Raw genomic sequence first — 11,743 nt, forward strand, 5'->3', positions numbered from 1 at the left:
TCCTAGATGAAATCATTCATCAATTCCTTTGCATCTAGAGGATTTAATTCTCTATCTACTAAGGGTATTCCTTCTTTAATGAATTGGAATGAATCACCATAGGTCGGTTTTTCAACTTTGTATAAAACCCCAATTGGAATTTTATTGCCAAATTCTCTTGCTTTCTCATATGCTGATTTATAATTGGTATAATCATGGTCATCAGATAATTTGTATACTCTATCTTTATACCATCCAAAGGTATTTACTTTATTCCAAACTACACATGGTTGGAGTATGTCTAAATGAGCATAGCCTCTAAATTTGATAGCTTCCTTCATAAGCTCTACAAGATGAGGTATATCTCCAGAAAAACCTCTAGCTACAAAACCTGCACCTAAAGTTAAAGATAAAGCTAAAGGTTCTAAAGGCTTATTTTTAACACCATCAAATTGTAAAGTGGTGATTTGCCCCTCTGCTGTAGTTGGAGAACCTTGTCCCTTTGTAAGGCCATATATCTGGTTATTGTGGACAAAATGCGCTACATCTATGTTTCTTCTAACTGCATGCATAAAGTGATTTCCACCTTCACCATAGTTATCTCCATCTCCAGATTCTACTATTACCTTTAGATTTTTATTTGATAGTTTGATAGCTATTGCTGGCGGCATCGCCCTACCATGTAAACCATTAAAGCCATTTACTCCTATATAATGTGGAATCTTTGCTGCTTGACCTATACCAGATGAAATTACAGCTTTATGTGGTGGTATTTCTAATTCTTCTAAGGCCTGTTTTAAAGCAGTTCTTATCATATAATTTCCACATCCTGGACACCAGGATGGTTCATATAGATTATATCCTTTTTCCATTATAATACCTCCTCCTTTAATCTATCATAAATTTCCTCTCCAGAAAAGGCTCTACCGTCATATTTTAATATTTTATAGTTACATTTTATTAATAATTCTTCTCTTATCAAACTATCTAGCTGAGCTGTTGAGTTTTGTTCAACTGAAATTAAGTTTTTAGCAGTTTTATACATTTTAGATAACTTCTCCTTAGGAAATGGCCATATATCTCCATATATTAAAGCTCCTATTGAAATTCCTTCTGAATTAAGTTTTTCCACTGCTTCTTTTACAGCTCCATATAATGATCCCCATGCAACTATTAGATGCTCTGGATTTTCTTTTCCTATAAACCAGGGTTCTTCCACTTCTTTTTTGAGGTTTTCAAATTTCTTAGCTCTCTTATCTACCATTTTAGTTCTAACTTCTGCCGACTCAGTTATATTTCCATATTCATCATGTTCATCACTATCTACTAATACTACTTGATTTTCAATTTTACCAGGTATTATTCTAGGGGAAACTCCATCATCTGTGTACTTATATCTCTTATACCTTTCTCCTTCTTTTATCGACTCTTCACCTGAAAGATATCTATCTATACTTATCTTATTAAATTCAAAAGGTTTGCAAGTAACCATAGAATCAGCTAAATTTTGATCACTCAATAATATAACTGGAATTTGATACTTTTCAGCTAAATTAAATGCTCTAGCTGTTTGATAAAAAGCATCTTCTCCATTTCTTAAAGATATTACCATCTTAGGAAATTCTCCATGTCCTAAATGGATTACAAATCTTAAGTCTGCTTGTTCAGTTCTAGTTGGTAGTCCTGTAGCAGGCCCTGGTCTTTGAACATTTATTACTACTACTGGTGTTTCTATTATTCCAGCTAAACTAAAAGCCTCACCCATTAAGGCTATTCCACCTCCAGATGAGCCTGTCATAGCTCTAACTCCAGCATAGGAAGCTCCAAGTGCCATATTTAAAGCTGCCACTTCATCTTCTACCTGATCTATAACTATCCCCATTTCCTGGGATTTAAGTGACATATAGTTTAATACACCTGTAGATGGAGTCATAGGATAACCACAATAATACTTGCATCCTGCAGCAATAGCACCTAAGGCAACTGCTTTATTTCCATTTATTAAAATATTTTCATCTTCTTTTGTCTCTAATTTATATTTTGAATCTATTAAATTATACCCTTCATCTAATGCTTTTATATTTATATCTGCTATTTTTTCATTAAATTCCTCTTTAATTATTTTTATAGTCTCGTCTTTTGGAAGACCAAAATACTTTAAAATAGCACCTAAGCCTATTGTAGAAGATACCTTTACATTTTTTAAATCTCTAGCAATTTTTTGCAAAGGTAAGTGAATAAGCTGTTTTTCCTTAAATATCTCTTCATCCAATATTATAATCCCATCATCTTTCAACTTATCTTCATGGATGTCAACGGTTTCTTCATTTAGAGCAAATATAATATCTGCTTTTGGAGTATAAGTTGATATAGGCTTGTCTGAAAATCTAATTTTTATAAAATTATGTCCACCTCTTACCCTAGACATATAATCACTATGGCTAAATATATAAAATCCACATCTTTTAAGTGATTTTTGTAATATGTTGGCAAAGGTATCCATTCCTTGGCCTGCTGCCCCACCTACTAATATAGTAAAATCCATTTTACCCTAACCTCCTCTTTATTCTCAGTTATTCATATATGCTAGTAATAATTATACCCTATTGCTTAATGTATAAATCATCCTTAAAATATGTTACAATTATATAAGGTAGGTGAATATTATGGAGCACAAGAATATATTAATAGTTGAAGATGAAAAAAATATTTCTGATGTAATAAAAGCTTATTTAGAAAAAGAAGGATATAAGACTTTTATTGCCTATGATGGAAAAGAAGCTCTAGATTTATTTTCAAAAGAAAAAATTGATTTGATTATTCTAGATCTTATGCTGCCTAAGATTTCAGGGGAAGAAGTCTGCACTAGAATTAGAAGTACCTCTCAAGTACCTATCATCATGTTGACAGCAAAGAGCCAAGAAGATGATAAGATTGAAGGTCTATCCTTTGGCGCTGATGATTATGTAGTAAAGCCCTTTAGTACTAGAGAATTAGTAGGAAGAGTAAAAGCTATAATTAGGCGAACCTATAGAACAGGACCATTAGCAGAAAAATTAATATTTAAAAATGGTTTAGAAATTGATATTGATAAACATAATGTAACCAAAAACAGCTCATTAGTTGATTTAACATCTAATGAATTTAAAGTATTAAAAGTTTTAGTATCGAATCCCCAATCTGTATTTTCAAGAAGTCAATTAATAGAAAAAGCCTTTGGGTATGAATATGAAGGATTTGATAGAACTGTAGATGCCTATATAAAAAATATTCGTCATAAAATAGAATCAGACCCTAAGAATCCAGAATATATCTTAACTGTCTATGGTGCTGGATATAAATTTGATGGATAAAAAACAAGCTAATGTTTTTTGATGTGAACCCTTTAATACGGACTTTCGGATAATATTTAATTATGCGGCTTGTTGCCTATACTCAATAGGTGACAGGCCGTTTAATTTCTTCTTTATTCTTTTGTTATTATACCAGTTAATATATTCTGTAATCTTTTTCTCTAACTTCTTAATGGATGTAAATTTTTCTCCATAGTACATTTCTTGCTTCAATATCCCAAAGAAATTTTCCATTGGAGAGTTATCTATACAATTTCCTCTTCTAGACATACTTTGTTCAATATTTCTCTTTTTTAATCTTTTCACCCATTGAGCATGCTGATAATGAAAGCCTTGGTCAGAGTGAATTGTTAATTGATGCTTCTTAGGAAGCTTTTTAAGAGCATTATCTAAGGCATCCGTTGTAAATTTTACTGTAGGAGCTGTAGATAGATTAAATGAAATTATTTCGTTGTTAAAAAGATCCATAATAGGTGATAGATACAGTTTTTGATTACTGCCTTGGATTTTGAATTCAGTTACATCTGTAACCCATACTTTATTAGGAACTGTTACTTGGAATTGCCTATTTAATTTATTCTCTGCTATCTTTCCAACTTCACCTTTAAAAGAACTATAACCTCTAGATCTTCTGGAAAATTTTATGCACTTCATATCATTCTCTTTCATGATTCTATATACTCTTTTATGGTTTATCTTTAAGTCCTTTTGTTTTAGAGCAATGGTAATTCTTCTGTATCCATAAGTTTCATTTGATTCTTCAAATATATTTCTAATAATATTTATCAATTTTAACTCTTCTTTGTTAACTGTTTCTAGTTTTTCTACCCATTCATAGAATGAACTTTTGGGCAAGTTAGCTATCTTAAGCCAGATTCTCAATTTGATTGAAGGGAATTTCTGCCTTAATTCCATTATTACTTTCGTTTTTTCCTTGTTTTTTGCTCTCTTTTTTGGACTAAGGCTTTTAGCTTTTTTTCGTATGCTAAGCTCGCTCTCAGAAATTCATTTTCTTCTCTTAATTTAATTAATTCTTCTTTATCGCTTTTGGTGAGATTTAAAGCATCTTTTTTCTTCTTGTTTTCAGACATAGTACTAGGCCTCCCAATCGACTTATTAAGCCCTTCGAAGCCTTCATCTAAGTATTGCCTTTGCCAATTAGCAATCGTACCCTGATTGCTAATACCAAAGTGATTAGCAGCTTCTCTGTAAGAGCAATTATGGTATTGCCTATATTGTAATACACGTAGCTTAAATTCTCCAGAGTAAAAAGTTTTTGTAGATTTTATTTTTAGTCCTTCTTCTCCGTAGCTTTCATAATTTTTAACCCAATCCCTAACTCGACTAAAATTTGTTATAGCGTATTTTTTTGCTATAGATTCATAACCACCTGTTTCTCCACTTAAATAATCTTTCACTACTTCTAACTTAAACTTAAATGAATATTTAGACATGATAAAACCCCCTAAATCCGTGTCCGGATTTGGGGGGTAACATCATTTTCACATTAGCTTGTTTTTTTATTATCTTTATTTCGGCTTTTACCTACTTGGCAACAGTCTAATCTTTCATTTCCAAATTCCTTTTCATTAGCTTTTGCTAATTTTTCAAAGAATTTTTTTATTTTATCTTTCATATAAATAACCTCCTTGGTTATTTAGGTAAAAGATTACCAACCCATGTGATGTCTTCCCATTCCTCTTCCATTTCCTCTATTGAATCCGCCACCACAATGACCACCTAGATATCCATTTTCTTCATGGAATTCATCCATATATTCAAAATGCTCTTCCCAAACTTTAGCTTCTTCTTCTGTTATAAGTTTTTCTTCAACAGCTTCTTTTAGATTATCTTTTTGATACTCTAATCTCTCTTCTCTCCATTGTTGAAACTCTTCGCTATCAACATCTAATTCTTGTCTATTCCAATTTCCAAACCTTCCCATTGTAAACTCTGGATCTACCTCTGGGCTATCAGCATATGCAAATGCTGAGAACAAACCAACTACTAAAGCTAAACTAAGTGCTACCATTCCTTTTTTCATTTTATATCTCCTCCTTAATTTCTTTAATCAAATTATAGTATAAGATTATGAAGGAATTATGAAGATATATATTTTTTTAAAAAATTAATGTATAATATTATTTAATGAGGTGAATTTATGAAATTATCAAAGAAACTAACTTTAAGCTTTTTATTTTTAATAATTGTATCTATAATTATTATCTCAATAATATCAAATTTTATGATAAACAAAAGATTTGATACCTATCTAATAAGAGAGAGGGAAAATAAATTTTTAAGAATCCAAGAAGAAATAAATACACTATTAGTAGAAAATAATGATACCCTTGATAAAATGGATTTAAAACATTTAGCTCTTACTGAGGATATAAATATTACAATTAAAGATATTAATAATGAGACAATATATACTTCAAATACTAGAAATATTTTCCAAAATAGAAAAGGTATGAAAAGTCATATGGGCATGATGAAAGGTATGCAAAATATAGAAAATGGCAGTTATGAAGAAAAAACTTACGATTTATATAGTAAGGATAGAAAACTAGGTTCTTTAATTATAGGATATATAGATAATTCTTATTTCACTGAAAGTGCTATAATATTTAAAGGTACCTTATTAAATTCTCTTATACTATCAGGATTTATTGCTATTTTAATTGGATTTGCAGTCAGTATATTTGTATCCCAAGGACTTACAAAGCCTCTTATAAATATAAGAAATACGGCAAATGAAATTAGAAAGGGAAATCTATCTGCCAAATCCCATATAGATACTAATACAAGTGAAATCATAGATTTATCTAAATCTATAAATTATCTTGGTGCTACTCTTTTAAACCATGAAAAAAGCAGAAAAAGATATGCTTCAGATATCTCCCATGAACTTAGGACTCCTATTACTACCCTTAAAACTCATCTTGAGGCAATAACAGATGGAGTATGGGAGCCTAATAAGGAACATATAGATATATTGATGAATGAAACCCTTAGGCTTTCTAAATTAGTTGATGATTTAAAGGATTCCTTTAATTTAGAAGAATATAATTTACAATTAAACAAGACAAATTTTAATTTATCTAAAGAGCTAAACAATATAATAACTGCATATACTCCTATATATAGTGCTGACAATCACAAATTAGATGGCTCCATTGCAGAAAATATCTATATTGTAATGGATAAGGATAAATTAAATCAAATAATGAACAATCTATTATCAAATGCAAAGAAATATTTAAATAATGATGGTAAAGTTCTAGTAGTTTTAAAAGAAACTAGTGATAAAATTATTATAAAAGTAAAAGACAATGGAATAGGAATAAAAGATGAAGATTTAAAATTCATTTTTAATCGGTTTTATAGAGTAGATACTTCAAGAAATAAGTCCACAGGTGGAAGTGGTCTAGGTCTTGCCATAGTACATTCTATGGTAAAAGCTCATAATGGTGTAATCAATATAGAAAGTAATTACGGAGATGGCACTGAAGTTACAATTGAATTTCCAAAATAATAAGACTAGCATGTTACAGTACTGTAACATGCTAGTCTTATTATTTTTATGTTTTAATTAATTTAAATACTTCTAATCTAAATTAATAGTGGTATATCTGTTTATGGCATAGATCAATGTAGGTATTAAAATTAATTGTATTATAATTCCAGGTAATCCTGTTATCACTGCTGTTTTTACAAAAATTATAGGATCCATCTGCACAGTAAATAATATTACTAATAGAAAAACTACTACTCCTGCCGTAATTCTTCCAATAATCATAGATATAACAAGAGATAAAAGAATAGTCCCATTTAATTTTCTATACATTACAGAAGCTATAAACCCATATATACCTAATTCAAAAGTCATGATTAAAACCATAGGAAATAAAGGTGGCATACCTGTAATTAGATTGTTTACTATAGGTGTCAAAGCTCCAAGTAAAAAAGCCAAAGATGGTGGAAGTAAAAATCCTCCCAATAAGACTCCAATATGCATAGGTAAAAAAACAGTGCCAGGAATTCCTGTAGTATGAAAAATACTTGGTATTATTATTCCTATAGCTAATAATAACCCTGCTGTAACTAATTTCTTTGTGCTTATTTTATTACTTACTTTTCTTTTCATTTTATCCTCCAAATTTATCTTTTTAAAAATTTACCTAATTTACCCAAAAGTACAACAGGATTATCAATATCACTTGCCATTTCTTCAATGGGACAAGAACCTGTTTTACTTCTATTTTTGATATATTCACAACAACTCTCAAATTCATATGCTATATTATGTTTTGTTAAAACTTCTCTTGCTGATATAGAAATCAAATTAGCATACAATCTTTTAATCCCAATATGAGCACAAAGTAATGCTGCACCTTTTCCTATGACCTTATCAGCAATTACTGCCCCTTTAGCCAAATCTCTCTTTTCTGTAGCTAATATGTACATAGGTTTTATACCTCTTTCACTACTTTCAAAGATTATTTCTCCATCCTTCACAGCTACTAGAGTCAAATTTTTTTCTTCTAATGTATTCATTGCCAGTTCTATATCTTTCATTTTTACACCTCACTATAAAGTTTTTTCCATATTTACATGAGCTATAGTATGATAATCAAAGGGTTCACTAATAGTCTTATACCCAATTTTATTATAAAAAACTTCAGCAGAAACCCTTCCCATTAAATTCACTTTAGTAAATCCTTGTTTTCTAGATAGTTCTTCTGCATAATCCATTAGATATTTTCCTAATCCCATTCTTTGATATTCTTCTAAAATAGCTACATTTTTAATTCTAGCTGTTTTTTCATCATCATTAGTTAAAAATACAGTAGCTATCATCTCTCCATCTAAATATGCCCCATACATGTCCATAGCCTTGTCAACTGTCAAATCTTCATCTCTAATATCAAGTCCCCAAGGCTTTCTAAATACTTCATTTCTAATATCTATAGACCTTTCATAATCATCGCTTCCATATTTAATTTTTTTAATCAAAACATCCACAGTCTCAACTCCCTATTATTAAATATTTTTAGTAATTAGAATCTTTATACCATTATAACACAAACCTTGATATATACTTTATTTATTACAAAAAATATGCAATTGATATTTATTATCATTTACAAAATTATTATTTTATGCTATATTTATATTGGCTCTAAATTATCGCGGCAAATAATTTAGGAGATGATTGTATGAGCAAAATGATGGGCCCTAGATTTAAACAATCTAGAAGATTAGGTCTAAATGTATGTGGACATCCAAAGGCTATGAATAGAGCTACTAAGGGAAGTTCAAGAGCAGATAAAAAATTATCTGAATATGGTATGCAACTTTTAGAAAAACAAAGACTGAGAGCATACTACGGTGTAGTTGAAAAACAATTTGCTAAGTATGTTAAAGATGCCAAAAGATCCTCTGAACAAACAGGTCATGCTCTAATTAAAACTTTAGAGGTAAGATTAGACAATTTAGTTTATAGAATGGGTTTGGCATTATCTATTAGACAAGCTAGGCAAATGGTAGTCCATGGTCATGTAGTGGTTAATGGACAAAAAGTAAATATTCCTTCCTATTTAGTAAATGTTGGAGATGAAATTTCATTAAGGGATAAATCGAAGAATATAGAATTATTTAGTGATAATTTTAAGGATAATCTATTAAATAATTATCCTTATATACAAAAAGATGAGGATAATTTCTCAGCTAAACTTACAAGTATTCCAAATAGAGAAGATATACCAATAGAAATAAATGATCAATTAGTTATAGAATTTTATTCTAGATCAATGTAAAGGACCCTACAATGGGTCCTTTCTTATTGCAACTCTCTAAATTGTCTTCCTATTAATCTCTCTAATATCTTGTATAAAATTATTGTTGATACAATAAACATTGATATCAATAATAAAAATATTATATTTATATGGATCTTATCTATAGATATAAATGTTAAATATCCTATACCTCCTAGGTAAATAAATCCTATCCCCATGCCTATTAACACATTTAGATTTTGTTTCATGGCTCTTTGAGGATTATCCCAATTTAGATAAGGTCTTATTATATCTATTACCATTCCTAATTGAGTCATGGGTATGCTTCCTAAAAGCCCTATAAAACCTATTAACAATATAGTCTTTATTTTAAGTTTTACAATAAACATTAGACTAATTATAACAGCTACTAAACCTATACTTTGAACCGCCAAAGATGATAGAATTCTTCCCTTTATTTGATCTCCAACCTTTATAGGCAATACCCTCTGAATCCAAAGATTTTTTCCTTCTCTGGAAAATGTAGTTGCTCCTATGCTATTTATCATTCCTAAAGAAACTATAAATCCTATTCCTCCTATAGAGTCAATGATTAAGTCTATCCCCTCACCTCCACCAGTCATGATTATTAGTATAGGGAGTATTATTACACCTCCAATTGCATTTAAAAGGTATACAGGAGTCTTAAATAGCATTATAAGTTCTTTTTTTGCCAAGGCCATATATGGCTTTCCCTGTCTTGATAAATTTCTTACTGATATTTCTTTCCCAGCTTTACCCTTGGAAGCTGAAACTTCAATATTTCCTATCAATCCACTGAAAAATATTTTTTCTCCTAATGATATCATTATAATAAAGGCCATAATCCCAACTACAATAAAAGTAAATAGATAATAAAATCCAAATATATTACCGTAGTTATATAGGGATAAAGTTGCCCACATACTTGGTGGAAATACTAATCCAAGCCTTTTTACTAGTAAACTTGAATCTTTTACTAATTCAAATAAAATATTTTCATTCATCAGAGATCTTTCAACTATATTTTGAATTTTAAATTGAATAAATATTATAAGCCCTAAAAAAACTACTCCTCCTATTACTCTTAGTAAATCTTTTCTTCTACCAATATTTGTATATTTCATAAATACCATTACAAATACTGATGCTAAGACTAATGGGATAATTGGAAGGCTAAGGATTAGTAATATGGAATACAACCAATAAAGCATGCCTTCTTCTCCCTTTGTTCCATATATATATATAAATGGTAATATAATTGGTAAAGAAGTCAAATATTCACTAATAATTAGAGTGACAAATTTAGATCCTAAAATATAGGATGGCTTTATGGGTAGTGGGACTAAATGGTTTAAGTCATTTGAGAAATAATATTTACTCATTACATATAGTAGACCAAAAAAGAATATTAGTAATTGACTAATTAAAAATCCTGATAACAAAAACATAGATTCTTGGCCTACTTCACTATATATACTAAACATTCCATTTAAGGATTTGAGTATTAAAATATAAGAAGGCAAAAGGGATAATATGGCTATACCAAATATAATTATCTGCCACCTATCTTTCTTTGATTTGAAATTATAAGCTATTGAAGATAGTCCATAGGTAGTATTTAAATCGGTTCTAATTAAGGAGTATATTTTTTTCATCATTTGGTCATCTCCAAGAATATATTTTCTAAAGATTGACTTTTTTTAGCATGTATTCTTAAATCCTCCATTGTTCCTAAGGCTATTATTTTCCCTTTATTTATTATAGCTATTCGATCACATAATTTTTCTGCTACTTCAAGCACATGGGTAGAAAAAAATACTGTTTTCCCTTTATCACACATTTTTCTCATTACTTCTTTAAGATTAAAGGAAGATTTTGGATCCAATCCTACCATAGGCTCATCTAATATAAAAAGTTCTGGATTAGTTAATAAGGCGGAAGTCAGTACTATCTTTTGCTTCATACCATGTGAGTAGCTCCCTATTATATCACCAACAGCATCTTTTATATCAAATAATTCAAGATAGTAGTCCATGTTTTCAATTCTATCAGACTTTGAAATTTCATACATATCACCAATAAAATTTAGATACTCTATCCCCTTTAATTTATCATAAATTTCCGGATTATCTGGTACATAGCTAATTTTTCTTTTAGCCTCCAAAGGATTTTCCCAAGCATTTATATCTTTTACAAGAACCTTACCACTATCTGGTTTTAAAAGTCCCACTATCATCTTTATGGTAGTAGTTTTGCCTGCCCCATTTGGACCTAAAAATCCAAAAATTTCTCCAGGTTTAACTTCTAAATTAATATTTTCAACAGCTTTTATATCTCCTTTACCATATGACTTTGATATGTTTTCTAATTTTAACAATAAGCTCCCCTCCTTGACCTAATTTTATAATTATAATTATTGTTCCAATTATTATAATTCCTGTAATAAATAAATTTATAATATTAAATAATATAATGTTTCTAAATATATCTATAACCATTATATTAGAAAATAAAAGTAATATCTTAAATAAAATCAAAAATATTATAAAAAAAAGGATATTATTTAAATAATATCCTTTTTTCTAG

At 29.6% G+C, this 11,743-nt stretch carries 14 protein-coding genes; 3 read left to right on the plus strand and 11 right to left on the minus strand.

The window, feature by feature from the left end; translation table 11 throughout:
* Window positions 1–2: 2 nt before the first annotated feature.
* Both AC4PG3_RS09745 and AC4PG3_RS09750 read right to left on the minus strand, forming a co-directional pair.
* Complete coding sequence (locus AC4PG3_RS09745) at window positions 3–851, minus strand: 2-oxoacid:ferredoxin oxidoreductase subunit beta (protein ID WP_492196440.1); 849 nt, start codon at window positions 849–851, stop codon at window positions 3–5.
* Window positions 851–2,524: a 2-oxoacid:acceptor oxidoreductase subunit alpha gene (locus AC4PG3_RS09750; protein WP_492196441.1), complete on the minus strand. Its 1,674-nt coding sequence runs from the start codon at window positions 2,522–2,524 to the stop codon at window positions 851–853. The genes AC4PG3_RS09745 and AC4PG3_RS09750 overlap by 1 nt, the downstream gene beginning before the upstream one ends.
* A gap of 121 nt (window positions 2,525–2,645) precedes the next feature.
* Between AC4PG3_RS09750 and AC4PG3_RS09755 the strand changes: the two genes are divergently transcribed.
* Window positions 2,646–3,332, plus strand: a complete 687-nt coding sequence (locus tag AC4PG3_RS09755) for a response regulator transcription factor (RefSeq protein WP_492196442.1) — start codon at window positions 2,646–2,648, stop codon at window positions 3,330–3,332.
* Window positions 3,333–3,392: 60 nt separating this feature from the next.
* Here AC4PG3_RS09755 and AC4PG3_RS09760 read toward each other — a convergent pair whose 3' ends face one another.
* Genes AC4PG3_RS09760 through AC4PG3_RS09775 form a run of 4 tightly spaced genes read right to left on the minus strand, consistent with a single transcriptional unit; the run spans window position 3,393 to window position 5,376 of the window.
* Window positions 3,393–4,337, minus strand: coding sequence for an IS3 family transposase (locus AC4PG3_RS09760; protein ID WP_492198188.1), 945 nt, complete (start codon window positions 4,335–4,337; stop codon window positions 3,393–3,395).
* A complete protein-coding gene (locus AC4PG3_RS09765) occupies window positions 4,250–4,786 on the minus strand; it encodes a helix-turn-helix domain-containing protein (protein ID WP_492196023.1) in 537 nt (178 codons plus the stop codon). Before AC4PG3_RS09765 ends, AC4PG3_RS09760 begins: the two co-directional genes overlap by 88 nt.
* A gap of 53 nt (window positions 4,787–4,839) precedes the next feature.
* On the minus strand, window positions 4,840–4,968 hold the full coding sequence (locus AC4PG3_RS09770; protein WP_492196443.1) for an LDCC motif putative metal-binding protein: 129 nt from the start codon (window positions 4,966–4,968) through the stop codon (window positions 4,840–4,842).
* A gap of 33 nt (window positions 4,969–5,001) precedes the next feature.
* Window positions 5,002–5,376, minus strand: coding sequence for a hypothetical protein (locus tag AC4PG3_RS09775; protein WP_492196444.1), 375 nt, complete (start codon window positions 5,374–5,376; stop codon window positions 5,002–5,004).
* Between the two features lie 117 nt (window positions 5,377–5,493).
* Between AC4PG3_RS09775 and AC4PG3_RS09780 the strand changes: the two genes are divergently transcribed.
* Window positions 5,494–6,870: a sensor histidine kinase gene (locus tag AC4PG3_RS09780; protein ID WP_492196445.1), complete on the plus strand. Its 1,377-nt coding sequence runs from the start codon at window positions 5,494–5,496 to the stop codon at window positions 6,868–6,870.
* Between the two features lie 72 nt (window positions 6,871–6,942).
* Here the strand turns inward: AC4PG3_RS09780 and AC4PG3_RS09785 are convergent, their stop codons facing one another.
* The 3 genes from AC4PG3_RS09785 to AC4PG3_RS09795 are packed head-to-tail and all read right to left on the minus strand — an operon-like array spanning window position 6,943 to window position 8,360.
* Entirely contained in the window at window positions 6,943–7,482 is a 540-nt protein-coding gene (locus AC4PG3_RS09785) for an ECF transporter S component (protein ID WP_492196446.1), read from the minus strand.
* 14 nt (window positions 7,483–7,496) lie between these two features.
* Entirely contained in the window at window positions 7,497–7,913 is a 417-nt protein-coding gene (locus AC4PG3_RS09790; protein ID WP_492196447.1) for a DUF1893 domain-containing protein, read from the minus strand.
* A 12-nt stretch (window positions 7,914–7,925) separates the two neighbouring features.
* Complete coding sequence (locus tag AC4PG3_RS09795) at window positions 7,926–8,360, minus strand: GNAT family N-acetyltransferase (protein ID WP_492196448.1); 435 nt, start codon at window positions 8,358–8,360, stop codon at window positions 7,926–7,928.
* 194 nt (window positions 8,361–8,554) lie between these two features.
* Between AC4PG3_RS09795 and rpsD the strand changes: the two genes are divergently transcribed.
* The gene (gene rpsD / locus AC4PG3_RS09800) at window positions 8,555–9,154 is read left to right on the plus strand and encodes a 30S ribosomal protein S4 (RefSeq protein WP_492196449.1); all 600 of its coding nucleotides are present in this window, start codon (window positions 8,555–8,557) and stop codon (window positions 9,152–9,154) included.
* Window positions 9,155–9,177: 23 nt separating this feature from the next.
* Here rpsD and AC4PG3_RS09805 read toward each other — a convergent pair whose 3' ends face one another.
* Together AC4PG3_RS09805 and AC4PG3_RS09810 are read right to left on the minus strand one after the other, a co-directional pair.
* Window positions 9,178–10,815, minus strand: a complete 1,638-nt coding sequence (locus AC4PG3_RS09805; RefSeq protein ID WP_492196450.1) for a putative ABC transporter permease subunit — start codon at window positions 10,813–10,815, stop codon at window positions 9,178–9,180.
* A complete protein-coding gene (locus tag AC4PG3_RS09810) occupies window positions 10,812–11,534 on the minus strand; it encodes an ABC transporter ATP-binding protein (RefSeq protein ID WP_492196451.1) in 723 nt (240 codons plus the stop codon). Before AC4PG3_RS09810 ends, AC4PG3_RS09805 begins: the two co-directional genes overlap by 4 nt.
* Between the last annotated feature and the right edge of the window lie 209 nt (window positions 11,535–11,743).

Source organism: Tissierella sp. QWL-11 (genome assembly GCF_058683765.1).

Coding starts and splice junctions, on each gene's coding strand:
- AC4PG3_RS09790 (WP_492196447.1), bottom strand. CDS start 7,913: ATGAAAGATATAGAACTGGCAATGAATACATTAGAAGAAAAAAATTTG.
- AC4PG3_RS09775 (WP_492196444.1), bottom strand. CDS start 5,376: ATGAAAAAAGGAATGGTAGCACTTAGTTTAGCTTTAGTAGTTGGTTTG.
- AC4PG3_RS09765 (WP_492196023.1), bottom strand. CDS start 4,786: ATGTCTAAATATTCATTTAAGTTTAAGTTAGAAGTAGTGAAAGATTAT.
- AC4PG3_RS09805 (WP_492196450.1), bottom strand. CDS start 10,815: ATGATGAAAAAAATATACTCCTTAATTAGAACCGATTTAAATACTACC.
- AC4PG3_RS09770 (WP_492196443.1), bottom strand. CDS start 4,968: ATGAAAGATAAAATAAAAAAATTCTTTGAAAAATTAGCAAAAGCTAAT.
- AC4PG3_RS09750 (WP_492196441.1), bottom strand. CDS start 2,524: ATGGATTTTACTATATTAGTAGGTGGGGCAGCAGGCCAAGGAATGGAT.
- AC4PG3_RS09755 (WP_492196442.1), top strand. CDS start 2,646: ATGGAGCACAAGAATATATTAATAGTTGAAGATGAAAAAAATATTTCT.
- AC4PG3_RS09745 (WP_492196440.1), bottom strand. CDS start 851: ATGGAAAAAGGATATAATCTATATGAACCATCCTGGTGTCCAGGATGT.
- AC4PG3_RS09780 (WP_492196445.1), top strand. CDS start 5,494: ATGAAATTATCAAAGAAACTAACTTTAAGCTTTTTATTTTTAATAATT.
- rpsD (WP_492196449.1), top strand. CDS start 8,555: ATGAGCAAAATGATGGGCCCTAGATTTAAACAATCTAGAAGATTAGGT.
- AC4PG3_RS09785 (WP_492196446.1), bottom strand. CDS start 7,482: ATGAAAAGAAAAGTAAGTAATAAAATAAGCACAAAGAAATTAGTTACA.